Annotated in this window: 23 protein-coding genes, 1 tRNA gene and 2 pseudogenes; 16 read left to right on the forward strand and 10 right to left on the reverse strand. The window is 43.3% G+C overall.

The window, feature by feature from the left end:
* The first annotated feature begins 7 nt into the window (after window positions 1-7).
* Both LEP1GSC060_RS15195 and recJ read left to right on the forward strand, forming a co-directional pair.
* Window positions 8-328, forward strand: coding sequence for a bactofilin family protein (locus tag LEP1GSC060_RS15195; protein WP_003007053.1), 321 nt, complete (start codon window positions 8-10; stop codon window positions 326-328).
* Window positions 329-2,251, forward strand: coding sequence for a single-stranded-DNA-specific exonuclease RecJ (gene recJ / locus LEP1GSC060_RS15200; RefSeq protein WP_003007063.1), 1,923 nt, complete (start codon window positions 329-331; stop codon window positions 2,249-2,251).
* A gap of 155 nt (window positions 2,252-2,406) precedes the next feature.
* On the opposite strand, the gene pcnB is transcribed toward recJ, so the two are convergent.
* Window positions 2,407-3,903, reverse strand: coding sequence for a polynucleotide adenylyltransferase PcnB (pcnB, locus tag LEP1GSC060_RS15205; protein ID WP_003007026.1), 1,497 nt, complete (start codon window positions 3,901-3,903; stop codon window positions 2,407-2,409).
* Window positions 3,904-3,956: 53 nt separating this feature from the next.
* Here pcnB and LEP1GSC060_RS15210 point away from each other — a divergent pair, with 53 nt between their 5' ends.
* Window positions 3,957-4,973, forward strand: coding sequence for a M23 family metallopeptidase (locus LEP1GSC060_RS15210; RefSeq protein WP_003007007.1), 1,017 nt, complete (start codon window positions 3,957-3,959; stop codon window positions 4,971-4,973).
* A 71-nt stretch (window positions 4,974-5,044) separates the two neighbouring features.
* The gene (locus tag LEP1GSC060_RS15215) at window positions 5,045-5,974 is read left to right on the forward strand and encodes a prolipoprotein diacylglyceryl transferase (protein ID WP_003007064.1); all 930 of its coding nucleotides are present in this window, start codon (window positions 5,045-5,047) and stop codon (window positions 5,972-5,974) included.
* A 119-nt stretch (window positions 5,975-6,093) separates the two neighbouring features.
* On the opposite strand, the gene LEP1GSC060_RS15220 is transcribed toward LEP1GSC060_RS15215, so the two are convergent.
* Entirely contained in the window at window positions 6,094-7,470 is a 1,377-nt protein-coding gene (locus LEP1GSC060_RS15220; RefSeq protein ID WP_003006984.1) for a protein-disulfide reductase DsbD family protein, read from the reverse strand.
* Between the two features lie 490 nt (window positions 7,471-7,960).
* On the opposite strand from LEP1GSC060_RS15220, the gene LEP1GSC060_RS15230 reads away from it, so the two are divergent.
* Complete coding sequence (locus tag LEP1GSC060_RS15230) at window positions 7,961-8,680, forward strand: hypothetical protein (protein WP_003007067.1); 720 nt, start codon at window positions 7,961-7,963, stop codon at window positions 8,678-8,680.
* A 196-nt stretch (window positions 8,681-8,876) separates the two neighbouring features.
* On the opposite strand, the gene glnA is transcribed toward LEP1GSC060_RS15230, so the two are convergent.
* Window positions 8,877-10,298: a type I glutamate--ammonia ligase gene (gene glnA / locus LEP1GSC060_RS15235; protein WP_003007014.1), complete on the reverse strand. Its 1,422-nt coding sequence runs from the start codon at window positions 10,296-10,298 to the stop codon at window positions 8,877-8,879.
* 26 nt (window positions 10,299-10,324) lie between these two features.
* Window positions 10,325-10,597, reverse strand: a complete 273-nt coding sequence (locus LEP1GSC060_RS20370; protein WP_036096710.1) for a hypothetical protein — start codon at window positions 10,595-10,597, stop codon at window positions 10,325-10,327.
* 27 nt (window positions 10,598-10,624) lie between these two features.
* On the opposite strand from LEP1GSC060_RS20370, the gene LEP1GSC060_RS15245 reads away from it, so the two are divergent.
* The 3 genes from LEP1GSC060_RS15245 to LEP1GSC060_RS15255 all read left to right on the forward strand — a co-directional run bounded on the left by LEP1GSC060_RS15245 (window position 10,625) and on the right by LEP1GSC060_RS15255 (window position 12,345).
* Complete coding sequence (locus tag LEP1GSC060_RS15245; RefSeq protein ID WP_003007002.1) at window positions 10,625-11,905, forward strand: hypothetical protein; 1,281 nt, start codon at window positions 10,625-10,627, stop codon at window positions 11,903-11,905.
* Between the two features lie 60 nt (window positions 11,906-11,965).
* A tRNA-Met gene (locus LEP1GSC060_RS15250) sits at window positions 11,966-12,039 on the forward strand.
* 21 nt (window positions 12,040-12,060) lie between these two features.
* Window positions 12,061-12,345 (forward strand): Cys-rich protein, encoded by a 285-nt coding sequence (locus LEP1GSC060_RS15255; RefSeq protein WP_003006941.1) that lies wholly within the window; start codon window positions 12,061-12,063, stop codon window positions 12,343-12,345.
* Between the two features lie 15 nt (window positions 12,346-12,360).
* Here LEP1GSC060_RS15255 and LEP1GSC060_RS15260 read toward each other — a convergent pair whose 3' ends face one another.
* On the reverse strand, window positions 12,361-15,135 hold the full coding sequence (locus tag LEP1GSC060_RS15260; protein WP_036096726.1) for a chromosome segregation SMC family protein: 2,775 nt from the start codon (window positions 15,133-15,135) through the stop codon (window positions 12,361-12,363).
* A gap of 91 nt (window positions 15,136-15,226) precedes the next feature.
* Here LEP1GSC060_RS15260 and LEP1GSC060_RS15265 point away from each other — a divergent pair, with 91 nt between their 5' ends.
* Window positions 15,227-17,056, forward strand: a complete 1,830-nt coding sequence (locus LEP1GSC060_RS15265) for a motility associated factor glycosyltransferase family protein (protein WP_036096712.1) — start codon at window positions 15,227-15,229, stop codon at window positions 17,054-17,056.
* A gap of 232 nt (window positions 17,057-17,288) precedes the next feature.
* On the opposite strand, the gene LEP1GSC060_RS15270 is transcribed toward LEP1GSC060_RS15265, so the two are convergent.
* From LEP1GSC060_RS15270 to smpB, 5 genes are all read right to left on the reverse strand, one after another.
* Window positions 17,289-17,501 carry a hypothetical protein gene (locus LEP1GSC060_RS15270; RefSeq protein WP_003007078.1) on the reverse strand — a complete coding sequence of 71 codons (213 nt, stop codon included), beginning with the start codon at window positions 17,499-17,501 and terminating at the stop codon, window positions 17,289-17,291.
* Between the two features lie 152 nt (window positions 17,502-17,653).
* On the reverse strand, window positions 17,654-18,454 hold the full coding sequence (locus tag LEP1GSC060_RS15275) for a hypothetical protein (RefSeq protein ID WP_003006963.1): 801 nt from the start codon (window positions 18,452-18,454) through the stop codon (window positions 17,654-17,656).
* Entirely contained in the window at window positions 18,429-19,079 is a 651-nt protein-coding gene (gene plsY / locus LEP1GSC060_RS15280) for a glycerol-3-phosphate 1-O-acyltransferase PlsY (protein WP_003007028.1), read from the reverse strand. Before plsY ends, LEP1GSC060_RS15275 begins: the two co-directional genes overlap by 26 nt.
* Window positions 19,076-20,539, reverse strand: a complete 1,464-nt coding sequence (gene der / locus LEP1GSC060_RS15285) for a ribosome biogenesis GTPase Der (protein WP_003006996.1) — start codon at window positions 20,537-20,539, stop codon at window positions 19,076-19,078. The genes plsY and der overlap by 4 nt, the downstream gene beginning before the upstream one ends.
* Before the next feature lie 24 nt (window positions 20,540-20,563).
* Window positions 20,564-21,046, reverse strand: a complete 483-nt coding sequence (gene smpB, locus LEP1GSC060_RS15290; RefSeq protein WP_003006971.1) for an SsrA-binding protein — start codon at window positions 21,044-21,046, stop codon at window positions 20,564-20,566.
* A 1,033-nt stretch (window positions 21,047-22,079) separates the two neighbouring features.
* Between smpB and LEP1GSC060_RS20375 the strand changes: the two genes are divergently transcribed.
* From LEP1GSC060_RS20375 to LEP1GSC060_RS19635, 7 genes and pseudogenes are all read left to right on the forward strand, one after another.
* Window positions 22,080-22,349, forward strand: a complete 270-nt coding sequence (locus LEP1GSC060_RS20375) for a DUF6364 family protein (RefSeq protein ID WP_036096715.1) — start codon at window positions 22,080-22,082, stop codon at window positions 22,347-22,349.
* Entirely contained in the window at window positions 22,339-22,761 is a 423-nt protein-coding gene (locus LEP1GSC060_RS15305) for a type II toxin-antitoxin system VapC family toxin (protein WP_036096718.1), read from the forward strand. Before LEP1GSC060_RS20375 ends, LEP1GSC060_RS15305 begins: the two co-directional genes overlap by 11 nt.
* Window positions 22,762-22,952: 191 nt before the next feature.
* Window positions 22,953-23,168: a BrnT family toxin gene (locus LEP1GSC060_RS15310; protein WP_230458344.1), complete on the forward strand. Its 216-nt coding sequence runs from the start codon at window positions 22,953-22,955 to the stop codon at window positions 23,166-23,168.
* Window positions 23,169-23,172: 4 nt separating this feature from the next.
* Window positions 23,173-23,373, forward strand: a complete 201-nt coding sequence (locus LEP1GSC060_RS15315) for a hypothetical protein (protein ID WP_003007010.1) — start codon at window positions 23,173-23,175, stop codon at window positions 23,371-23,373.
* Window positions 23,374-23,686: 313 nt separating this feature from the next.
* Window positions 23,687-23,902, forward strand: a complete 216-nt coding sequence (locus LEP1GSC060_RS15320) for a hypothetical protein (protein WP_036096728.1) — start codon at window positions 23,687-23,689, stop codon at window positions 23,900-23,902.
* Window positions 23,902-24,284, forward strand: a pseudogene (locus LEP1GSC060_RS15325) (PIN domain-containing protein). Before LEP1GSC060_RS15320 ends, LEP1GSC060_RS15325 begins: the two are co-directional and overlap by 1 nt.
* Window positions 24,285-24,391: 107 nt before the next feature.
* Window positions 24,392-24,528 (forward strand): annotated as a pseudogene (locus LEP1GSC060_RS19635) (antitoxin); the annotation flags it as partial.

Here is a 24,528-nt window from a genome sequence, read left to right on the forward strand (position 1 = left end):
AGCCAGAATGAACGACGAACAGATCGATACAATTATCGGAGACGATATTCATTTCCGAGGAAAACTGAAATTCAGTCATTCCCTGAAAATCAAGGGCAACTTCAAAGGAACCATCGAAACCGCCGGAAAACTCGTGGTAGGTGACACGGGAGAAGTGGAAGCCGATATACAAACCGGAACTCTGGAAGTGGAAGGAAATTTGAAAGGAAACGTTTCCGCCAACGAAAAAGTCGCCATTCGAAAAACCGGTAAGGTAATCGGCGATATCCGCACCCCCGATTTGGAAATCGAATCCGGGGCCAAATTCAGCGGAAACAGCGCTATGTAAATGCCCAGCCCTTTTTCACACGGCCCCGGTTTAAAGGAATTACTTCCCTCGTCGGGGTTCCGCCAACATCTCAGTCCTCTTCAACATCGATTCTACGAAACCCATCTGCGGGAAAAATCCCGTCCGGAACATCTCCTCTATCACGGGTTGAGGGAACTTCCCTCTCCGTTTTTACTTCCGGATTTGGAACCGGCCTTGGAACTTCTGAAAGAATTCGTTCAAGCCGAAAAAAAGATTCTTCTATTCGGAGATAGGGACTGCGACGGGGTTTCCTCCACGAGCCTCCTCGGAGGTTTTTTAAAAAAAATCCATCGGGGAGAATTGATTTTAAAAGCCTCGAACGAAGAAGACTACGGGCTTTGCCCGGCCGCTCTCGACTTCGTGAAAAAACACAAACCCGATCTTTTGATCACACTCGATTTCGGAACGACCAATCACGTTCAAATCGACGAACTCGCTTCCCTCGGAATTAAGGTCATCGTACTTGATCACCACGAAATTCCGGAAAGAATCCCCGACTGTTATCTAATTTCTCCCAAACGCCAGGACTCCAATTATCCCAACGAAAAGATTTGCACCGCCGCTTTGGCCCTTAAATTCATACAAGCGTATCTCTATTCTTCTTTGGAAGAATACAACCGCGCGACCTGGATCGGAGACGGAAACTCCCTATTTTCAGGATATCTAATATTCCGAGGCAAACTTCTTTTTCAAGGAGACAGACAGGAAGCGGAATCCAAATTTTCCCTTTCCATAACGGAGGAAAGTTACACCTTTCAATCCTCTTTTCCGGAAAGAGAATGGTTCTATCATGAATTTCTAAAATACCCCGCGATCTTGGAACAGTACCTTCAGAACTTCGATCTGGCCTCGGTCGGAACCGTCTCCGACATGATGCCCCTCTACGGAGAGAACAGAATCATCGTTAAAGAAGGTTGTAAGATCCTGTTCAAACTCAATCGTCAACAAACCAAACACAGAGAAGGACTTTTCCAACTCCTACAACTTTTGGAACTTTCAAACAAACACGTGACTTCTAAGGACTTGGGCTGGGGACTCGGACCGATGATCAATTCCGCGGGAAGAATGAATCGTACGGAAGTCGCTCTCGATCTTTTATTGGAAGAAAGTCCGGAACGTGCGAGTGCGAGCGCCAAAGAACTTCAAAAACTTAACGAAGAAAGAAAAGAAAGAACCAAAAGAAATCTTTTCAAGGTGGACGGTTTTTTAAAACGAAAGAAAGAACGGACTGAAAAATCGGTTCTTTTTTGTTACGAGCCCGACTTCGAACCCGGTGTTTCCGGAATCGTCGCCACAAGACTCGTGGAAGAATATAAGAAACCGGTAATATTCGTCACACCCGATCACGGACACGCAAAAGGAAGCGTTCGCGCTTACGGAAAGGAAAACGTTTTGAACCTTCTCAAAAAAGCGGAGTCGGTCTTCCTACAATTCGGAGGACACAAGGAAGCGGGAGGATTTTCACTTGAAATCGAAAAAATTCCGGAACTTGCAAAGTTGATTTTTGAACACGCGGACAATTGGCTCGAAGAGGAACAAAAACAAACGATTCTCGAACAAACGCCAAGTCTCATTTCTTTGCAACCGGAAGAGTTGAATCCTAAAATCTTTCAGGAACTTTCCGTCTTTGAACCGTTCGGTCACGAAAATCCGGTTCCTTTGTATTCGATCAAAAACGCGAAAGTGTATCATACAAAACCGATGACGGACGGAAAACACGTTCGTTTTAAAATCTTAGGCGCGCCCGAATCGATTCCGTGTTTGGTTTGGAACCGAGGAAAGGATTTTTTAGAGCTACTCAGTAAGGCCGAAAGTTTGGATCTCTGGGGTTCTTTGGAAGAATCCACATTTCGATCCAAAACTTCCCTTCAATTCGTAGTAAACTACTTTCAAGAATCGTAAAGTTACTAAACGCCGCTGCGATTGATACGCCGCGAATTTTAGAGTTGGTCCCAAAACCGATCGAACGACTCGCAGGGAGTGAGGTTGAGTTTCAAACCGTAAGAACTCCTGCAAAACTTCGCGTTTAAAAAACGGAAACGAGTTTTTTTCGGTTCTTAAAACTCGTTTCCCGGATTTTCCCCTGGAAAATCCCGTCCAACATCTTCGTTTTGATTTCTACGATTCGGTTTTTCGGATTCGGAAGAATTTTGATTTTCTTCTCTCCGATTCGGACGATCTCGTGGACCGCCTTCTTCCCGGTTCTTTTGAAAATTCTTATTTCGATTTTTATTGGGTCGAGGACCGCTGCCTGCCCCGCCGCCGCCGCTAAATCTTTTTACGGGAATGGGCCTTTTCCTTACGGAAATTTCCCAGAAAAACGCGCTCTGAATCGCCTTTTCGTCGTTTTCCGCGATCGCTCCGATCTTAAAAACCATAAACGCGTCGTAAAAATAATCCTTCATACGAAAGAAATTATTCTGAGAGGACTTTTCGTCTTCGGTGCTTAAAAATCTCTGCTGACTTGCGAAAATTTTGATCAAACGATCCTTGTCTTTTTTGGGAGTTTCCAGTCGATTGAAAATCGGCTCCAAACTGTTTTTAATCGCGGGAACCAAATTCATATTCTCTTTTTGTAATGCTTCTCCCGCAAGATCCGAAAAAATCAGGGAGTAAAAAATATGAGGAGTCATCTCTTCCCTTTCGGTCAGAAGTTTGTCCGCAATCGCAAGACGTTTTCCGATATTGGTTTCCAAAAACTTTTCGCCGAAATTGGAGTTCCTCTTTCTTTCCTTTTCAAAGGCTTCCTTAAAGAGAACTTCCAGAAGTCCGTGTTCCGCCATTCCCTGAAAGATCAGGGAAGTTTTCCAAGTGCGAAAGATCTTATTGTATTCTTCCAACATTCTCGAACTGGAAGCCTTTTCCAACTCGATCTTGTGTTTTCGAATCGCCTTAGAGGTGCTCTTTTCGATGGACAAACTCAGAATTTCCGCGAACTTCACGGCCCGCAACATTCTCACCGGATCTTCGCGAAAAGAAATATCCGGATCTCCGATTACGCGCAGTACTTTATTACGAATGTCCTCAAAACCGCCGACGTAATCGATGATGGAATCGTTTCTTACGTCGTAATATAAGGAATTGATTGTAAAGTCTCTGCGAGCGGCGTCTTCTTGCGGTGTGCCGAACTTGTTGTCTCTCTTGATGAGGTAATCTTGATCTTCCACGGCTTTCCCAAGCCGATAATCGGGTAGGGAACGAAAGGTACTGACTTCGATCACTTTTCCGCGGAAAAGTATATGCACGATTTTGAATCTTCTTCCGATAATACGACAATTATTGAAGATTTTTTTGATCTGGTTCGGAGTCGCGTTAGTGACTACGTCGAAGTCTTTCGGCTTTCTTCCCAGAAGAAGGTCGCGAACTCCCCCTCCTACGATATACGCCTTAAAACCGAATTTATTCAGCCTGTGGATGATTTTGACCGCGTCCTCATCTATCATATTTTTGCGGATCAGATGGGCATCCCGGTAGTAACGTTTGCCGTCCGGGTGAGAGAGAATATCCTCAACTGATCCTATTTTTTTCTTGAACAGATTGGACAGGAATTTCATATAAAGAATGGGTCTATAATCCCGTCGATCCCCTTACCTGCAAGTAAAAATCTATGACAAGCCCGGCAAAGTACAATCTTCCATTGACCCATTCCGAGCGTCTACAGGTCAAAATTCTCAAATTCAAAAATCGATTTCGGAAATTCAAAGAGTCGGGTTCCAAAAAAATCTCTTTTTTACTCGTTCCACACAGTCACGAAAATGTGATTACCATCGAACTCAACGTCTTTATGGCTTGGTTCCTCGGAATTCTTTCCGGACTCATTTTGGTCCTTGCGTTTGTCTTTCTTTCTTACCTGAATTTTTTTTACCGCCCCGACCAAGACCTATTTCAGAAAAGCGACGAAAATGTAAGTCAATATCTTTACTACGATATGCTTCTCCAGGACGCAAAAAAGGAAATCCACGGTTTGGAAAGAAAAACCGAACAGCTCAATCTGGTAGCTTGGGACGAGGTTCCTTGGAAACGGATTCTGACTTACGAGGTGATTCCCGAGTTTCGCCTCAAAAAGGAAATTCCCGATTCCGAAACGAACCTGGAACTTTATAAAAATACGGTCGAAGGGTTCGCGGTTCAGAACATTGAACTCTTTCGGATTCGTCAGGCCTTTGAAAACGCGTTCGACTATCTCGAAGAAAGAGAATCGATTCTTTACGCGCTTCCGAGAGGACGTCCTCTCAAACCCGGAATCGGTTTTGTTTCCTCCACGTTCGGAGGCCGAATCGATCCGTTCGGTCTCGTGATCTTAGGGGAACATCATTCGGGTGTGGACTTTGCCTCTGCGGAAGGAACTCCGATTTACGCGACCGCCCCCGGCATCGTGGTGGAATCCGGTCAATCTTCCGGCGGTTTAGGGATGAATATTCGGATCAATCATTTGAACGGAATATTCACCGTATATGGTCACTGTTCTCAAATCCTCGTGGAAAAAAATCAGATCGTAAAACGAGGAGATCTCATCGGGCTCGTAGGTTCCACCGGTAAAGCCACGGGGCCTCACGTTCACTACGAGGTTCATATCGGACAAGATCCTCCCTTGGATCCCGCCGAGTTCATCAATATCGAATAAACCAAAGCTCCGAATTTCCCCTTTCGATTATGGGTTGATCGATTGTTGCAATCGAGAGTATTGGTTAGACTATGATCGATAGAATTCCAGTGCCGTTTCTCAAACAATTCTTCAACTGGGACGGACCGTCCACGTTCAGTATTTTGATGATGTTGGGTTTTTTAGCTGCGTCTTACCTTCTTCCGAAAGAGTTAAAACGCAGAGGTCTCGAACCGGAACATTCCGATTGGCTTTTGCTTTTAGGAATTTTAGGAACCTTGGTCGGAGCGAAGATTTTTTTCGTCTTTGAAATCTGGGATCAGATCTTTATGGAAACCCCCGGCTTTGACGGAAAGTATTTTTATCCTCTCACACACTGGTACGGTTTTCCGGGAAGAATGGCTCTTTGGGACAATTTGTTTTCCGGAAGCGGACTCGTGTTTTACGGAGGATTTCTGTTCGGAATTCTTTTTATCAGTCTCTACATGAAATACTTCCGACTCGATGTTCAGTCCTATCTCGACGCGGCGGTTCCGAGTATGGCGATCGGTTATGCGATCGGAAGATTGGGTTGTTGGGTTTCCGGCGACGGCTGTTACGGTTTTGCGACCGAGATGAGAATTCCGCTTTTGGTTTTTGACTATCACGGCGCCCATCCTTCCGGGGTTCCCGTTTGGAACACTCCCCTAATCGAATCCATCGTATCCTTTATCTTTTTTGCATACTTCCAGTTTTGGGCAAAAGACCAGAACTTTAAAAAATTTTCCATCGGGGCCCAGTATCTGATTCTGCACGGTTTTGCCAGATTGATGGTGGAATTTTTAAGGGTCAACAAAGCGGTGTTTCCCTTCATCGATCCTCCTTCATTCGTCAACATTCCCAACGCGGAGCAAAATCCAGCTTTTTTAAGTCAGTATTACTGGCACGGTTTTTCCCAGTCGCAATGGGTTTCGGTGGCGATCATTTTAGTCGGAGCCTTTTTCATCATTCGCGGTAAACTCTGGAAAAAAGAAACGGCGTAATCATAACGTGAGTTCGATGGTTGAAAATCATACTTTTTGCAAGTAAAAAGTATGATTCCTTTCGGGAACACTTGCGCTTTATTGTACGTAAAGTTCTAATCACTCGTCACTTGCCGCTTTTAAGGTTGTTTGAGCGTCCGGATCATCGTAGCCGTATCCTGATAATCCGTATTCTTATACAAAAGATTCCCTTCCTCGTCCAAGATCACAAAAAACGGAAGCCCGATTTTTAATTCTTCGAAACGGGGATCTTTTGCATACGTTTCAAAAATAGGATCCTGGTCTTTGATTTTTAAAAGGACCGCTCCCTGTAAGGCTTCGTTCAGGGCGGAATCGTTTTGTGTGAGTTCCTCGAAAGTTTTGCAGTTCGTACACCAATCCGCATAAAAATCGATGAACACTTTTTTTCCGGTGTCCGTACCCTCCGCATACGCTTTAGAAGGAGATCGAAACCAGGAAAGATTTCCCTTCGTTTCTATTTCCGTTGAGGAATTGTTTCCCCCGAAATTCGGAACCAAAAGAATTACGAGCCCGGTCGCGGATAAAACGACTCCTCCGAGAAGGAGAGCCTTCTTCATTCTTACGTAACGATTCCATTCTTCCGGAAGAAAAAAATAGAGACAAAGAAGTATGAATAAGATTCCGAACGCAACCAAAGGAATCGATGAATCGGAAACTCCCCAACTTGAAAGCGATTTTTGAAAATACGTATAAGAAAAGTATAATACGAAAATTCCTAAAACCCATTGGATCCAACGCATCCACTTTCCCGACTTAGGAAGACTCAAACCGAAAACTCCGATCGTCAAAAACGGCAACCCAAGACCGAGTCCGAATAAGAACATCTTAAAAGACGCAAGAAACACGGAATCGATCGAGATCGCACCGGAACCTGCCGTGATCTGTAAAAGAATCGCGACTACAACCGGACCGACGCAGGGAGAAGAAAGAAGCCCGGCCCCCATCCCCAACAAAAACGTTCCGCTACGGCCTTGTCCGGCTTTTACTTCCTTGGGCTGAAAAAAAGGAAGATGGATCCAGTCCAGGGATCCAAGAGCCAATAAAAAAATCAAAATGGAAAGCGCGAGGTTGACGATCGGATAACGCAAGATCACGTTAAACGCCCCTCCGCTAAAACCGGCGATCAAACCGAAGGAAGTATAAACCGTAACCAAACCGAAATAGTAAATCGCCGGGTGAAGAATTTTGGGAGAACCTTCTCCCCTCGCTCTTACGATTCCGACCGTGATCGGATACAACGGATAAACGCAGGGTAAGAGGCTCGCCAGGAACCCGCCCGCAATCAAAATAAAGCCGGTTGTCCAGTCAAAAGTTCCGCCGGAAACTCTTTCTCCAACGGATCTATGCAACTCGGAAAACCAAGAACCGGGTAAACTTTCCGCGGAAAGAGGCAGGTTGGATCCCCAAAAAAATAGGATACTCAAAACCGCAAAACGAATTAGAAAATTCTTATATTGAAATATTTTAGATAACACGAATCAAAAGACCCAAAAGATAAAAATTCGTTCCGAGAACTATGCTTCCGTTAAAAAATCAGAGGTCAACCTCATTCCCGGTCAAACAAATCCCGAACTCGTAGTTTAGACTCGGAACCGATTTCAAAGGATTTTTTTTTGCCGAGTAGATCGCTTTTTTTAAAGCGGAATCTTTCGAACCGGACGCGCTCTTGAAACCTGTCCAAAACCTACAGTTGTAGGATTTATTCTCCGATTTCCTTTGAGGTTTTGAGGCGCGTGTAAGAAAGAAACAAAGAATCGCAGTTAAGCGTTGCACCGATTTTTTGACATCCCAATCGAACACGATTCGGACATTCCACAAACGTTCGTTTCCCGTAAAAGAGAGCGAATCGTCGATCGATCCGGAAATTAAGTTGTAGGTCGCCGATTCGAAATTGGAAAGAAGAGCTGATTTTTTGCGAACTTCCTCTCTCGCCTAAAAATTAAAATCTGCCGAAAATCATCTTGAATGCGCGTTGGAATCATCAGACTGCTCTGTATCCTTTTAGGAATCCTGTTGAACACAACTTCGATTTCCGCGGAAATCGATCTGGATTATAACTACGAGTACGAGAAAAACGGGCCTTATACAAAATTCTCGGATTGGGTGCCCTACAAACTCCATAAATGGGAACCCAAATTTTTGGAAGATTATTACCAGCTCTACGGACTCAAACTTCACTACAAGGAAAACGAGCTTAAGAGGGACATTTACTTTTTAAAGATCGGACTTAGGAAACGGTTCAGGCATCCCAAAAACGCGCTTTGTCCCGTAAAAGACGAGGAAGAATATTACAAATATCGCAATCTTCTTTTTATGCATATCAATCTGCAGATCATGCGTTCCTATATGAGAATCGCGTCCCAATTTGATAAACGACATCTCTACTTTTACAATCTGGATTTTGCGTACGACCTAAATCGTTCCTTCGAGGTCGCGGACGGATTTTACAAGGAAGCGATCCCCTATTGGAAAGAGGCGCAGAGATACGCGGATCGATCTTCCGAAATCGATTCCGATCTGGATCTAGGAACGATGGAAACCGAAAGATACGAGATCATCACGGGAAAACTGGATTTCGGGAAGATCATCGAAGATCACCTGGCGCGTCTGGATAAAAAAAGAAACACGGTCAAAGAATATCTCGTCAAACATCCCGACGCAAACAAACCGTTTCTTGAACAGTAATTTCCGCAAAGAATCGCAGGAGTTCCCACGTTTCAAGGGGTTAGGGGTTAGGAACTAGGGGTTAGGGGTTAGGAACTAGGGTGACCTTGCCAAAAATATCTTTCCTCAAAAGGCGCAAAAAAAAGCCCGAGAAACCTCGGGCTTTTTCATTTCTGAAATTGAAACGGCGCCTCTCGAAAGTCGGCGCACATTTCGACTAACAGGAATAAGTCGTAAGAAATTCGAACGGGTGAGGTCTTCCTTCCCAAGGCCAAATTTCGGTTTCAAACTTATACGCTTTGTAAGTCTGAATGAATTCTTCGGTAAACACATCCCCTTTTTTCAGGAACTCTTTGTCGAGAAGCATGTGTTCCACGGATTCTCTGAGAGTATGAGGCATCTGCTGAATTCCCTTCTCCCTGATTTCGTCCAAAGAAAGTTCGAAAAGATCCTCTTCCCGAGGAGGACCCGGATCGATTTTCTTTTGAACCCCGTCGATCCCGGCCATAAGCATCGCCGCAAAAGCGAGATAAGGATTCGCGGAAGAATCGGGAAAACGAAACTCAACTCTTCTTGCTTTGTCCCCGTTTACGAATGGAATCCGACAAGAAGCGGAACGGTTCTGAGCGGAATAAGCCAAAATCGAAGGAGCTTCGAAACCCGGAAGCAGTCTCTTGTAAGAATTTGTGGAAGCGTTTGTAAACGCGGCACAAGACTTGGCGTGAGAAAGAACCCCGCCGATGTAATTCATCGCCGTATCGCTTAAGTTTTGGTATCCTTTACCGGCAAAAAGATTCACGCCGTTTTTCCAGATGGACTGGTGGCAGTGCATACCGTTTCCGTTATCTCCGTAGAGAGGTTTCGGCATAAAGGTGGCCGTCTTACCGTAGTTATGCGCAACCATCTTAACGACGTATTTCAGTTTTTGAACGTTATCCGCCGCTTCGATCAGAGTTCCGAACTTCACACCGATCTCACCTTGGCCTTGCGCCACCTCGTGGTGAACCACAAAAGTTTCCATACCGATTTGGTGAAGAGTTTTGACGATAGCCGCTCTCAGATCCACTTGAGAATCCACGGGAGCTACCGGGAAGTAACCGCCTTTGGTTCCGGGACGGTGACCCGTGTTGGTGGAACCAGGAAAATCCGTGTGAGAATTCCAGATCCCCTCCGAAGAATCGATTTCATAGTATTGAACGTTGATCGCATCCCTAACCTTGATGTTGTCAAAGATAAAGAATTCGTTTTCAGGCCCGAAGTAGGCGGTGTCTGCAAGACCGGAAGATTCAAGATACTTCAGGGCTTTTTTCGCGATGGAACGAGGACATTTTTCGTAAAGTGTGCCTTTATAGATGTCGAAGACGTCGCAGAAAACAACAAGAGTCGGATCGGCCGTAAAAGGATCCATGAAAATCGCGTCGGTATCCGGAATCAATTGCATATCGGATCTGTCGATCGGCTGCCAAGCGGGAATGGAGCTTCCGTCAAACGGTAGACCCTTGAAGGAATCCTCAGTGATCGCGACCGTGTGATAAGACACGTGGTGCCAAGCTCCTTTGATATCCGTAAAACGGAAATCATAGAAAAGAACGTTATTCGCCTTGGCGTATGCGATAACTTCACTAGGTGTTCTGGACATTCTATTCTCCTATTAGTTTTCGAGTATTAATCGCTAATCTCTAATTCAAGCGTAACTTGTTTCTGCACTTTCCGTGCAAAGATCGTACCATGCGGCTGAAATCCGATGATTTCCAAAAAAAGTTTGCGACCTTTTTTCCGCTCCGTTTTAGGAACGAGTCCGGAATCAAAGTAAAATTCCTTGAAAGGCAGGCAAGCCCTAAAATACACTGCGGTTGCAGATTTTATCTTTTTTCCAATTCCATTGGCAACTAGCTCAAATTTCGTACAGCGTTCGTACCGATAATTTACATTCTGCATAAATATTATTCAGCGTTTGAGAAACCGATGCGACAAATTCATTTTCTTACCGAAGCGGAATGGAAACGAAGGTTCCCTAGAGAAACTTTCGAAATTCTTTTTGAAAATTCTCACCCGAACGAATCGGCTTTGAAAGAATTTTACGATCAATTGAAAATCTGGGCTCAAGAACGGAATGTAAAGTACTGGATCGAATTTCCGGATTCTCTGTTTGAAACATTCGAACCGGCTCCATCCACTTTTCGTTCCATCTCGCGTCTCAGCGAGTTCTCGGGTTCGTCCGCAACTCCGTCCAAAATTTTCCCGGCGTATGTTTGGGGCGAATCCATTCATTTTCCATACGTTTCTAAAAAATCCACTTTGAGTTCCAAGATCGCAAGGATCGAAGAAAAGATAGAACTCGCTTCCGATAAGAAAGCGAAAAAAAAAGGAAACACTTCCGTATTCCGACTCGAATTTCAAATTTCGACTTCTCTCGATCTTGAAAAAATCTTAGAGACGACCCCCGAAGGTTTTGCGGAGAGAATCGTCGAAAGACAAGGCCGACTTTTTCTTGTGACTCCGAAATTAAACGGAGCTCAAAGTCTTTTTGCGATTCATCTCCTCTCCGATATTTCCGAAAAAATCGAATTCAATTTTTGTAAAGTAACGATCGATCTTTCCGAAAACCGGGAAATTCTTCCGGTTTGGTTTTCCCGTTCGGGCGCGATTCTTTCGGGAATCGACTTCGAAAATTCTCCTGTGGATACGAACGGAAATCTTTCCTCTTTGGAGATTGCAGTTTCACCTTGGCTGAGTCCTTCGTTTTTATTTTTGATCTTAGATTCTTCTCTTTTGGATGCCTGGGAAAATTTGGAAGCGTTCTCTCCGAATCCAAAAACTCCGAATGTTTTTCCTCGTTTTGGAAGGAACGAATCCTGGAGAGATTTGACCGAACACAGATTCGCTTCTCGTATCGCAAGACACGCGGGGGAAGAAGAATCCTTTTTTCATTCTCTTCTTCAAAAAGAATACGAAGCCGCTCGGAAAGTTCTCGTTTCTACTTTAGAAAACCGAAGAAAAGAATTGGAAGAATTGGAAATTCCGGAACTCTTGAACCGTTTGCAAACGATTCAAAATTTCTCTCAGACGATTTCTTTCCACAAAACCGGCGCGGACGATTGGAAGTCCATGCGGACGGAGATCACAAATTCCGTTTTGGAAAAATGGAAGGAAAAAAAAGAACTGGAAACGAACCAAATCGAACCGACCTCTTCGGCTTCCGCGTGGAAAATTCTGATCGAAATCTGGACCGGAAGGAAACCTTGACACGTCAATTCCCTTAAAAAAAATAGCACTGGACTCGATCGATTCGGGTCCAATCCAAGCGGCGACGTAGCTCAGCTGGTTAGAGCAACGGAATCATAATCCGCAGGTCCGGGGTTCGAATCCCTGCGTCGCTAATCGTTTTCAAGGAGAAGACATTGAAACATCTCTTTTTATTGATTCTTTCTTTTCTAATTCTGGCCGGCTCCGTGTCGGCTCAATCCTCCGCTTGTAACGAAATCTGCGGTTTTTATTCCGGTTGTGTGGACCAAAACGCGCCTAGAAAACTGAGTGCGGAAGAAAAAACCAAAGTAAAAACGGGTTGTATCAATTCCTGCAAAAAACACAGCGCGGCGGTCGCGGCTTGTTTTGAAAACCACAAGTCTCAGTGTAAACCGTTTAACGAGTGTATCGTAAGCGCATACAACACGAATAAAAAGTAAGTTTAAAACTTACTTTTAAACGGCCGCTTCCGTAACCTTCTCGGCGATCGTAGCCGCCTCGTCCAATTTCAAAGAAAGAATTCTGGAAATCCCGGGTTCTTCGTTCGTAACTCCGAAAAGAGAATTTGCTCGGTTGATCGTAGATTGCGCGTGCGTGATCACGATGAACTGAGACTTATCCTTGAACTTATCCAGGATTTGACAGAAACGAAGTTTGTTCGCTTCGTCCAGCGCCGCGTCGATCTCATCCAAAAAACAGAAGGGAGAAGGTTTGACCATGTAGATCGCAAACAAAAGTGCGATCGCGGTCATGGATTTTTCGCCACCGGACAACAAACGCAAATTCTGAACGTGTTTACCCGGAGGTTCGGCCATGATTTCGATTCCTGCGTTCAGGCTATCCTCCCCTTCGGTCAATTCAAGGATCGCACGTCCGCCATTGAAAAGAGTGGAAAAGGTTTCTTGAAAATTTTCACGGATCTGATCGAACGTCTCGCGAAACAGTTTTTCGGATTCTTCGTTGATACGACTCAGAACTTCTTCCACGTCCGATTTGGATTTTTCGATGTCCTCTTTTTGAACTCGATGATGCTCGAAAATTTCCTTCACACTTCTGTATTCTTCGATGGAAAGAGGATTGATCGAGCCGAGCATCTGAATGTCGGACTTGAGCCTTTTGAGTTTTACTTCTTCTTTCGTTCTTTCCAGATTTCGACTTTGAAACTCGGAAATTAGCTCCTGCTCGGAAATGGAATAATCGTTATAAAGCTCTTCCGTGAACGAATCGATCTGGACTTTCAAACCGGAAACGGTTCTTTCCTTTTCGGTCAAAACCGGAATCAAATTTTTAAAGTCGTCCTGATTCTTTTGAATATCGTGTTTTAAGGTTTGAATCTCTTTGAGAATATTTCTTAAAGATTCTTTTTCGGATTCGAGAGCGCGGCTCATATCCAAAAATTCGTTGTAACTCGACTCGATCTGTTGTTCCAGTTCGGAAACTTCTCTTTCAAATTCCTGTTTTTTAGAGATCACGTTTTGGATGGAATCTTTTGCGTTCCGAATTCTTTTTTCAATTTCTTCCTTACGAAGTTGGATGGCCTTACCCGCCTCCAATCTTGAATTTTTTTCGGAGCCGAGTTCCAAAACTTTTTTTTCGAGGAATACGGTTTGTTCTTTATTGGCTTCCAGACTTTCGCGAAGCGATTCGATTTTTAAACCGGAGTCCTTGATGTTTCTTGTAAGATTTTCGTTTTCTAAAATCAGATCTTCGATCTGTTGATCCAAGGTTTCTTTTCTGGATAAAAATCCGTCCCGGTCAAAAAGAATATTTCGAATCATATCTTCGAGATGAACAAATTCTTCCAGTTTGGATTGAACTTCACCGAGGTTCAACGTTGCAAGAACGGAAGCGATCTTGGAAGTTTCCGAAAGCTCCAAATTTTCCCTTAGCTCCGCGATCTCGCGAGAATATTCGGACATCTTGGAAAGAAGAAATTCTTTCAGTTCCTTTCTTCTGTTTTCCGTATCGATCGCCTCTTTTTTTCTGGATTCGAGTTGGCTGATGAGTTCGAAAATGACTTCTTTGAGTTTTTCCCGAAGTTCGTTGTGTGCCTTATCGTTTGCGGCGATCTTGGATTCTTTTTCGAGAACGGAAAGACTTTCGTCTTCGATTTGTTTTTCGAGACCCAGTTTGAAATCCTTCAGCTTTTGGATTTCTTCCTGAAGAAGTTCCACCTCTCCTTCCAGTTCGGAACATTCCCTCTGAATTCTTTCCAAGTCGATAATCAGCAAACTCAAGGAAGATTCTTCCCCGTTCAGAGTTTCGGTCATCTCCGAAATTCTTTCTTCGTATTCGAAAATGATCTGTTTGTTTTTCTCGATCTTTTCTTTTTGGATTTTTGTCTGAGACAGATGATCGTATAATTTCTTGTCGATTTCGGAAACTCTCTTTTCGATTTCCGATTTATCTTTTTCTAATACTTCGATCCTTCCGGTTTCTTCCCCGATCGTGTCGAGTAAGGTTTGATTCTTATCTTTGATTCCTTGAAGTTCTTCTTCCGAGGCTTTTAATTTTTTGGTAAGCGTGGAGAATTTCAGATAACGTATGATCTTGTCGGTTTCGTCTAACTCGGCTTTGAGTTTGAAATAGGCTTCCGCTCTTTCGGCTTGTTTTTCCTTAACTTCCATTTCTTTTTTCATGGAATTCATGATGTCTTGGATACGAAGTAGATTTTGTTTCGTGTCGTCCAAACGTTTGAGCGCTTCCTGACGTTCCAATTTAAATCTGGAAATTCCGGCGGCTTCCTCGAAGATCAGTCTTCTTTCTTCCGGTTTGGAATGAAGAATTCGATCCACCTTTCCCTGTTCCATAATCGAATAAGAAGACTTACCGATCCCTGTATCCATCAAAAGTTTTTCGACGTCCTTTCTCTGAACTCTGGAATCGTTGATGCAGTATTCGTTGTTTCCGTCCAGATAAAGACGACGAGTCATCTTTACCGACGGATAGTCCATCTTGATCAATCGGGAGGAATTATCAAAGACGACCGAAACTTCCGCGTAACCTGCGGCTTTACGAGCTTCGGAACCGTGAAAGATCACGTCGTCCATCTTATCTCCGCGCAAACCTTTCGCGGACTTTTCACCAAAGACCCATTTGACCGCGTCTACGATATTCGACTTACCGCTTCCATTGGGTCCGACGACGGCTGTAAATCCCGGATCGAGAAGGATCTCCGTCTCGTCCGCAAACGTTTTGAATCCAACAATATTCAGACTTTTTAAATACATAGTTTTTGTGTTTTTCATTCCCGGAAATTTCGAAGAAGATGATTCCAATTGACCAGATTTGGGCGGGGAATAGAATGCACCCTGGATTATTATGTCTCACAATCTCTCTGAAAAGACAAGAGAAATATTCGGGAAAAAGCCGTACTTGTCCCTCTATTTCCAAAGACCTGCGGATGCGAACCTCAACTTCCTTCTAAGGCCCGCAAAAAATTCAGAGGAATGGTTTTTAGAACTCAACGGCCGCGCGCTTTCCAGCACGGTGGCGCCTCGCGCCCAAGCGCGGAGAATTCTCCAGTCTCAAAAAATTTCTTCGACCGATCTTGTCGCCGTCATCGGTCTCGGAAACCCGCATCTTATTTTTGAAGTTCATAAAAATTTGGAACCCGGACAAATTCTCCTTCTCGTGGACGAACATCCCGAGCTCATCTTTCCGCTTTGGGACGGAGTTTTAGAACCCGTCATGGACGTTCCCGGAAGACATTTGTTTTTGGGACATTCCGCTTTGAATCTTCTCTGGAATTATTTGGAATCTCTTCCCGTGGAACGAGTTTCCGGAATCCGAATTTTTAGAAACGCCGCCAGCACCGCGTTAGGCGAAACATATTACGGAGAATTGGAAATTAAGATCCGCAAGATCCTGTCTTCTAAGATGAGCGATCTTTTGACCAAGTTCGAGTTTGAAAGGATCTGGGTTCGCAACACGTTCGTAAACGCGGCGAACTTTCCGGACTCAAAAAATCCAAGAACGAGAATCGAACTCTTAAAAGAAAAATTTACAAACACTCCGGCGATGCTCGTGTCCGCCGGTCCGTCCCTGAGAAGTCAGTGTGAATGGATCCAAAAAGTCAGAGACAAGGTCTTTTTATTTTCCTGCGACACTTCCTTGAAGGCTCTTTTGAAATTCGGGATCGTTCCGGACGGAGTGATGACTCTGGACGCGCAAACTCATTCCTTCTTTCATTTTATGGGCGCGGAATCGTCTAACGTGCCTTTGTTTGCGGACTTGGTCAGTTCTCCTCCGATTTTGAGATCGCAGAAGTTTACCAAGATCGTTCATTCCTTAACCGCAAAGTATGTCGTAGACGCAAGCGGGGAATTAAAACGAGAAGTGACCGCGGGTTCCAAAACCGCGGAAAAACTTTTGGGTCCGATCGGAGACGTTCAATCGGGAGGAAGTGTGGCGACCACCGCGTTTGATGTTCTTCGCAATTTGGGTTGTAGACCGATCTTTTTAGTCGGTCAGGATCTCGCGTATTCCGGTAGGGAAATCCATTCCACGGGAACCCATCATAACGAAAAATGGCTGACCCAGGTTCGAAGGACACAAAGCCTCGAAAAGATCAACGAGATGATCATCCGCAAACGGGACGTTCGTTTGGTTCCGTCGGCAGGCGGAGGAGAAGTTCTGACCGACTACGTTTTGGATTTATACAGACATTGGTTCGAGGAATCGTTCCAAACACTCGACTTTCCGGTTTACAACGTAAACAGCAGAGGCGCGAGGATTGAAAATTGCGAAAACGTTTCGATAGAACGAGCCGATTCCATTCTTTCTTCGTTCCCTCGTCACGGATATTTTTGGAGGGAATTTCTTCCTTGGAAGTCCGACTCTCATCCGGAAATCTCTCGGGAAGACGCGGACTCTTTTCGATCGGATCTTTTAAAAAAAATTCAAAACGTCCTGGAAAATTTTTCCAACCCTTCCATCCGAGAAAAATCCTACGAATCCGTTCTTTCCGACTTTCGGAAAGGAATTACGGAATGGGAAGATTTGGGTTATTTGGTACGTAAAACCGAAATCTACATTTTAAGACATAGGGATACGTTAGACGAAACCAGAAAGAAAAATCTTTTTTTAGGCGCGGTTTTGAAGGAGTTTTCCGGATTAAAACGGAGACTTTTATCGGGAAAAAGTGCTTAGGAGCGGAGTTCCCGCTTTTCAAGGGGTAAGTGGATAGGACAGTTATGTTATCCTCGCGATTAAACCCTCGCTACTTGAAATGTCGGAACAATTAAAAATAAATTCTTGCCGAAATAAAAACTATATTTCAAAGCCGATTCCCGGGTTTTTCGCAACCCGAACGAATTCAATCGGTTACGGTTTCCGAATATTCAAAATACGAAATATACGAGTCGATCCCGTCAAAAAAAGACTACGCGTTCAAATCGATCAAGTATCCGCGACGAACGGCTTGGTCGTCCGTGTTAACTCCGACTTTCGCTATGTTTCTCGCCCCGGAGTTAACGTTCTCCAGATCCGAAAGTGGATGAAGACGATCGGGCATGTTTCGAAGCGTAAATTCGGATTTGGAAAATTGTCTGCCCCCCGTGGAGCTTTGAAGTGCAAAGTTGATTTCTTTGAGCATGACTGCGAATTTCCTTTTTTGTTCAACGTAACACCCGATTTAGAACTTTGTAAAGCGAAAATCGCCTCGGGTAAAAACAACCTGAAATTCCGTACGAGAGCTATCATGTCGCATTGTCCTGCAAAGAAAAATTTTCAGATCCCGTCAAAGATTTAAAGACCGTCGAAATTGAAATTTTCCGGAATTTCAATCGTCTCCGTTTCTTCTTCCCGTTCTCTTGTCGGATCGTGATGCCTTTCTCGAGCGTGTTTTTTTTGTATGATCGGCTCTTCCGCCTCCGTAATAAACGGGCTTTCCTGTTTCGGTAATTCCAATTCGGGTTCGCCGTCTTCCTTCATTTTCATAAGAAGTGAAAATCCTTTGGGTTCCTTTACGAACTCGGGAAAGTATTCGTAGAATAATTTTGCGGATACAACTCGAAAGCTCGCGGGATACGCACTTTTATAAGTGTTCGAAAGTTCCACGTCCGGCAATTGTTGAAATCCGATTTGGTCCTCGAAATCGTTGAACTCCTGTTTGGTGAACACGGGCATTTTTTCAGTGATGAGATCCTTGAGAATGATCCAATCCAACTTGAATCTCATTCGATATCCCTGAAACGCGGCGGACCTTTGTATGAGATTGACCAATCGTTTGAGAGGATAGTCGCGTTTTGCGTAAGGGGTCAGATAAATAAGAAGATATCTTTGTGAAAACCCGAGTGGTTCCCAAACTCTTTCCGGAGAGGGTTTATCTTCTTCCGACTTGAGATCGTCCAGGATGGATTGTAGTTCGGGAACAACTTCGACTTGATCCGAATAAAATTCCTGTTTTTCCACCTCGCCGAATTCTCCGTAATAAAGCCATTTGTATAAATCCGCGATCTCGAATACGGGATGATCCTGAAGAAATCGTTCTAAAACTTCTAACTTTTCCCCTCGGGTTTTGTTATCGTCGATTTCTCTCTGAATCACTTTTTTGATCCTCGTCTTTGACCGCAAATAATTCGGACCGGTTTAAGATCCTAAGAATATTCTCCCTATGTGCGAGTAAGATCCCGATAGAGATGAACACCATGGTTCCCAAAACCCAATACGAAACTTCTTCGTGTAAAAGTAAAACCGAGGAAAAAGCATAAACGATCGGAAGAGTTAGGGAAGCAAAAATTGATCCTAGAGATACGAATTTAAAAATTTTATATACGACTAAGAACACGAAAGCAGCTCCCAAACAGGCGATCGGAGTCAAAACCAAAAAGACGCCTAACGTAGTCGCGACCCCCTTCCCTCCTCTGAATCCTAAAAACGGAGAAAACATATGACCTAAAACGGAAAGAGCGCCGCAGACCAATTGAAACGGAACCCCGCCTTCGGGAACATGAACTCCGGATAGATAAACGGGCAACATTCCCTTGGTTACGTCCAAGACCAACACGGGAAATCCGAATTTCCAACCGATCAAACGACCCACGTTCGTGGCGCCTATATTCTTACTTCCTAATTTACGAATGTCCATTCCGGCAAGTCGAAGTGCGATCCAATATCCGAACGGAATCGAACCCGCGACAAAACTAAGAAGTGCAAAAACGAAAAAGTTCATTTTCGATCCGATCGAAACTCCAATCGAACCGGAATTCCCCGAAGGTCGTAGGTCTCGGTGAGTTTCTTTTTTAAAAACGAAACCAGATTCGGTTTAAAGTATTCCACATGATTTACGAACAGGATGAGATGAAAGGGAGAAGTGGACACTTGCGTACAATAGAGCATCTTAGGAGGTTGGTGAGCCGAAAAGGATCTTCCGGCAAGTCCCATCCAAGACTTTAGATTTTTATTAAGTTCGGAAGTGGCGACCTTTCTGCGGGATCTCGTTGCAAGATCGAAGGAAAGATCCATTAGTTTTTGAACCCTGAGTTTTTCGGTGGCGCTGATCGTGATAATCGGCACTTCGTTTAACAACGGAAAACGACTATAAAGTTTTTCCTTGTATTCCTTGAACGTTTTATCGGTTTTATCCCGGATGGAATCCCACTTATTGACCGCGATCAAAAACGGTTTCCCTTTTTCCTGGAGAAGAGAAGTGATTTTTTTGTCGAAATCTCCGAATCCTTTTTTTGCGTCCAAAAGATGGATGACGAGTTCGCTCGATTCGATCGCTTTGAGCGTTCTTTGATACGAATAAAACTCCAAGGCCGCTGCGGATTTGCTATGTCTTCTAATCCCCGCGGTGTCGGTCAATAACAAACGTCTATCACCGAATTCTAATAAAGTATCCACGGAGTCGCGGGTGGTTCCCGCCACCTCGCTGACCACGGCTCTTTCGTAACCGCAGATCGCGTTTAATAGACTGGATTTCCCGGAATTCGGTTTTCCTACGATCGCAAGCCTGAACTCGTAATCTTCTTCGGCGAGTGGAAGAGGTTGCGCTTCCTTCTTTTTGGAAGCGGAGATTTTTTCGATCCAGACCTTTCCCGGTTTATCACTTAAGAAAAACTTAATTTTCTCAAGTAACAATCCGAGATTTTTTCTTCCGACCGCGGAAATCGGCAGAACTTCGGCAAGACCCATTCTGTAAAACTCCTCCAGATCGAACTCGTCCAGTTCTTTGTCCGCTTTGTTGACGCAGTAGATGATCGGTTTGTTCGCTACGGCCTCATCCCTTCTCAGATAACCGAGAAGGGTGTGGTCGGCTTTTGTGATCTGATTTTTATCGAGTAAAAAGACGATCACGTCCGATTCCTTCAATTGTCTATAAGCGGCTTCTAATATAGATTGGGCCAATGTATCCGGATTTTCTATATCGAGGCCCGGAGTATCGCAGAGATAAAAATCAAGATCCTTGTCTTCTTGATAGATTCTCGCAGAAAGAACGTCACGCGTCACACCGGGATAATCTTCCGTGATCGCGAGTTTCTTTTTTAGGAGCGCGTTGAACAACGTCGACTTACCGACGTTCTGTCTTCCGACGATCGATACGACCGGAATTTTTTCTCCCGGTTTTTTTCGGGGAGCTTTAACCGGAAGGGCTTCTTCTACGGTCGTTTTTTTTTCGGCTTTTGCCATGATATTCCTGATTTTTTTCGCAACTCATTCGTAACGATTGGAGGATTTTAACGCTCGAGCGATCTCTTGCTGTGCGTCTTTTTTTTGCATGTCGTCCCGTTTATCGTGTAACTTTTTCGGCTTACCGACCGCAATCTCCACCTTCACTCGAAGGTTATTCTTAAAATAAACCTTGGTCGCGATGAGCACCAATCCTTTCTCTTTTACCTGACGATCCAGCTTTTCGATTTCCTTCTTATGAAGAAGCAGCTTTCTCGGACGAATTTCGGGATGATTTGCGTATCCTCCGTTTTTATACGGAGTGATGGAGAAATTTTCTAAAAAGACTTCGCCGTTTTTGATTTTGGCAAATGCGTCTGTGAGATTTCCTTTTTTTTCGCGAAGACTTTTGACTTCGGACCCTGACAATACGATCCCCGCTTCGATGAATGAGATCAGCTCGAAGTTGAACTTGGCCTTTTTGTTGACCAAAGGTGAATGCCCGGATTCTTCTTTTTTGTTTGCCATCTTATTTTTTTAAACCGACTTTGTCCGGTTCGATTTGGAATTCGTTTTAGAAAAAGAAATTCCTCTCGAATGCTCGTTGGTTGGACGAGCCAACTTTGTAAGAATTCCTAAAAACTGAAATCTTCTTTTATTCGTCGTTTTGAATTCAATCCGATTGTCTCTAAACCTGCTCGATTGGATTTAGGTCGACTCCATTTACGTTCGACTTCTTTGTCGCACTATCCACTAAAACGTGAGAGTTCCCGCAGTCGCATCCTTTTTTTGCAGTCATAAGAACCGATGGATCGATTTTTGCAAAATTCGCGAGGAACTCATGCTTCGAGTGACTAGGGGTTAGGAATTAGGGGGTTAGGGTGACCTTGCCTAGGAGACGTTGATCTAAACTAAAACGGTGAAGAATTTCTTAGTCGATTCAGGATCTTCCATCCATTCCGCAACCCCCTGCGATCCGGGATAAAAACCTAAAGGGTCTTTTACTGAATCGACTCCCGGAACCTCCGGCGGGTATTTGGAATTTTTTATCGAGTAAAAAAAGACATTCCCAAAGGTCCGGATTGATCCGAACTTTGGCTCCGTACGATTCAAAAAGGAAATAACACTCGAGATTACGACGGTCCTAGTTTTAGGAAGTTCGACGTTCGAATCGGGATCAAGCATACCTTTCGTCAATGTGAGTCGGACCTAGGTCGAGAAATTATCCTCTTATCCATCCGTTTGGACGCCTTCGGATTCAAAAGATTTTTCGGAATCTTTTTACAAAACCTCTCGTTGTATAAATGATAAAAAAAGAAACGTTCTATCGATTCCTTCAATCGACTCGAATCAATTCTGAAACGAAAAAATTGGATCCGCAAATTCGCCCTTATTGAAGTCGTCTGCCGTTCATAAGACGCTCGCAGATCCGATTTTTATGCGAAGTTCGAAGATAAAAAGTTAGACGCCAGCGTCGAAAATGGATCACGAAATTCGAAATTTCAGAGAAAAAATCTTGAAATACGTATTGTATATAGTATTCTATACGTAGGATTATTTCATGACTACTAAACTAACTTTGTCTATTGAAAAGACCGTTATTGAGAAAGCTAAAAAATATGCGCAGAAACGACATAAAAGTTTATCTAACATCATTGAAGATTACTTGTCTGAACTGACAAAAGAATCTGAACGTGGACAAAAAGTAGTTACGAAATCCCAGGATTTAGCCCCAATAACTAAAAGTTTGGCCGGACTTCTAAAAGGCAAAGAATATATAGATATTAAAGAGGATAAAGTTTCATATTTGAGAAAGAAGCATGGCCTCTAAAAAGAAAGTATTCTTAGATTCAGACGTTATAATTGATTTTTTGTATAGTCGGCCTGAAGGTTTCGAATATTCAACGCAAGTATTTAATTTGATCGAGTTAGGTAAAATACAAGGTTATATTTCATCATTAATTATATGGAATATTTTTTATTTATTGAAAAAATTTCTTGGGCATAAAGAAGCTTTAAATAAAGTAAAATCCCTTCGAATTTTAATAAATATATTGAGTGTTGATGATAAGATTATTGATTTAGCACTCGATTCGGATATTAAAGACTTTGAGGATTCGATACAATATCACGTCGCAAAAAGAGAAGGGATTGGAATCTTTTTAACGAGAAATAAAAAAGATTATCCTAAACATGATCTTTCAATTTTAAATTGTGAGGAATTTATTAAATCTCTTCGGTAGTTTGTATCGACGCCAGCGTCTAACTACGGCTTCTCGCTCCGTTCGCGACTCACGGTTCCCGCTCGCGCTCACTCCGGCCTCCGGCACATTGCTTTGTCACTTCGGTTCGCAAGACGCGACTAAGGTCGCTCGAACCTCGTGCCAACCGCATCGCGCACAAGCGCTTGCGGACGCAACGTCGAGAAGCCTCTTTGGTTTTTGCTGACCCGAGGACGATTTACATTTCTGATCCAGATCATTCTCTTGGTGAAGTCAGAGAAATTGCACTTGGAATGATTGAAAATATTACTATTGCAGTTGTAATTTTTGTTGATCGAACGCAAAATGATGAAGAAATAATAAGGATCATATCAGCGAGACCGGCTTCGAATTCAGAGAAAGCTCAATACTACTCAACTGATATTTAAAGATATGAGAGAAGAATACGATTTTTCAAAAGGGAAGCGCGGTGTTTATTCACGAGACTTAAAAGATCTCCATTTTCCCGTATATCTCGATCCTCAATTGGAAGAATATTATAAGAAAATTGCTCTTAAAAAGAACAAAGATCTTAGTACGATTATAAATACGATTTTACAAAAAGAAATGGAATTGCACGATTCCTTAATCTAAATTTTAGAACAATTTTTTCAAAAGCCACCTTCGGCTTCTCGCGGCGCTTCGGAATTGCTATCGCAACTCTCGCTTGGCCTCCGGCACATTTGTTTTGTCACTCGGTTTGCAAAACGTTCGCTAAGGCTCACTCAAAACCTCGTCCCAATTCCTTCGCACACTCGCCTCCCCCGCTCAACTTCGCGTATCCAAATACGTTAGGCGACATTCCTGCAAAACTTGATTTTAGAATTAAGTATTGAGAAATAAAGAAATCGGAGAAGGTGATAAAAAAAGCTGGCAAAATACGAAACCGCATCGTATCATAGATCGTATGAAAGTTACAGCGAATTTACCCGATGATTTGATAACTGAAATTCAGAAATATTCTGGCGGGAAGAATATAACAGATTCGCTACAAAAGGCACTTTCTGAATGGTTAAAGCAGGCAAAAATTAAAAAGCTAAATCAGAAATTAGATAAATCACCATTAGCTTTCCAAAAAGGATTTAGCAGTGAAAGTATACGAAATCTAAATCGAGAAAGATAATGGTATTAGTTGATACTTCGATCTGGATCGAGTTTTTCAAAAGAAATGAACCCTATTTTAGCGAACTAAGAGATTTAATTGAATTTTCTGAAGTTATTGTCCATGAAGTAATTTTTGGAGAGCTTCTGCAAGGTTGTAAAAGTAAATCAGAGATTTCATTTATATTAGAGTACTGGGAAAATTTAAATACTTTGACCTCAGAAAACACCTAGTATAAGCAGGTAAGCTATCCTACGAACAGAAGTTAAAAGATAAAGGCGTTGGTCTAATTGATTCAGTAATAATCAATGAAGCAACGAAAAGAAATTTGAAACTTTGGACCTTGGATAAGAAAATATTAAAAGTTTTAAATCCTGCAAAGATTTATCAGTCGAAACAATAGCAGGCACTTCGCATAACTTCGACTTCTCGCTCCGTTCGTTAGACGTAATGGGCGAAAATCGATTGAAAACACTTGACAATGCACGAAAATCACACCTAGAATAAACTATGAAGAACATTACTTTTAGAGCAGACGACCGATTGCTTGAAAAAGCGAGACTACGTGCTGCCAGCGAGAGAAAGTCTTTAACAGACGTTTTTAATGAATTTCTTAGGAACTATTCAAACTCTATTAGAGACGTTTC

This window comes from Leptospira weilii serovar Ranarum str. ICFT (assembly GCF_000332415.1).
Classification (GTDB): Bacteria; Spirochaetota; Leptospiria; order Leptospirales; family Leptospiraceae; genus Leptospira; species Leptospira weilii_A.

What these genes read in the sequence shown, in the direction of transcription:
- LEP1GSC060_RS15305 (WP_036096718.1), top strand. Translation starts at nt 22,339, where the DNA reads ATGGCCTCTAAAAAGAAAGTATTCTTAGATTCAGACGTTATAATTGAT.
- der (WP_003006996.1), bottom strand. Translation starts at nt 20,539, where the DNA reads ATGGCAAAAGCCGAAAAAAAAACGACCGTAGAAGAAGCCCTTCCGGTT.
- LEP1GSC060_RS15210 (WP_003007007.1), top strand. Translation starts at nt 3,957, where the DNA reads ATGACAAGCCCGGCAAAGTACAATCTTCCATTGACCCATTCCGAGCGT.
- glnA (WP_003007014.1), bottom strand. Translation starts at nt 10,298, where the DNA reads ATGTCCAGAACACCTAGTGAAGTTATCGCATACGCCAAGGCGAATAAC.
- LEP1GSC060_RS15245 (WP_003007002.1), top strand. Translation starts at nt 10,625, where the DNA reads ATGCGACAAATTCATTTTCTTACCGAAGCGGAATGGAAACGAAGGTTC.
- LEP1GSC060_RS15230 (WP_003007067.1), top strand. Translation starts at nt 7,961, where the DNA reads ATGCGCGTTGGAATCATCAGACTGCTCTGTATCCTTTTAGGAATCCTG.
- LEP1GSC060_RS15215 (WP_003007064.1), top strand. Translation starts at nt 5,045, where the DNA reads ATGATCGATAGAATTCCAGTGCCGTTTCTCAAACAATTCTTCAACTGG.
- LEP1GSC060_RS15320 (WP_036096728.1), top strand. Translation starts at nt 23,687, where the DNA reads ATGAAAGTTACAGCGAATTTACCCGATGATTTGATAACTGAAATTCAG.
- smpB (WP_003006971.1), bottom strand. Translation starts at nt 21,046, where the DNA reads ATGGCAAACAAAAAAGAAGAATCCGGGCATTCACCTTTGGTCAACAAA.
- pcnB (WP_003007026.1), bottom strand. Translation starts at nt 3,903, where the DNA reads ATGAAATTCCTGTCCAATCTGTTCAAGAAAAAAATAGGATCAGTTGAG.
- plsY (WP_003007028.1), bottom strand. Translation starts at nt 19,079, where the DNA reads ATGAACTTTTTCGTTTTTGCACTTCTTAGTTTTGTCGCGGGTTCGATT.
- LEP1GSC060_RS20375 (WP_036096715.1), top strand. Translation starts at nt 22,080, where the DNA reads ATGACTACTAAACTAACTTTGTCTATTGAAAAGACCGTTATTGAGAAA.
- LEP1GSC060_RS15195 (WP_003007053.1), top strand. Translation starts at nt 8, where the DNA reads ATGAACGACGAACAGATCGATACAATTATCGGAGACGATATTCATTTC.
- LEP1GSC060_RS15315 (WP_003007010.1), top strand. Translation starts at nt 23,173, where the DNA reads ATGAGAGAAGAATACGATTTTTCAAAAGGGAAGCGCGGTGTTTATTCA.
- LEP1GSC060_RS15260 (WP_036096726.1), bottom strand. Translation starts at nt 15,135, where the DNA reads ATGTATTTAAAAAGTCTGAATATTGTTGGATTCAAAACGTTTGCGGAC.
- LEP1GSC060_RS20370 (WP_036096710.1), bottom strand. Translation starts at nt 10,597, where the DNA reads ATGCAGAATGTAAATTATCGGTACGAACGCTGTACGAAATTTGAGCTA.
- LEP1GSC060_RS15270 (WP_003007078.1), bottom strand. Translation starts at nt 17,501, where the DNA reads ATGCTCAAAGAAATCAACTTTGCACTTCAAAGCTCCACGGGGGGCAGA.
- recJ (WP_003007063.1), top strand. Translation starts at nt 329, where the DNA reads ATGCCCAGCCCTTTTTCACACGGCCCCGGTTTAAAGGAATTACTTCCC.
- LEP1GSC060_RS15265 (WP_036096712.1), top strand. Translation starts at nt 15,227, where the DNA reads ATGTCTCACAATCTCTCTGAAAAGACAAGAGAAATATTCGGGAAAAAG.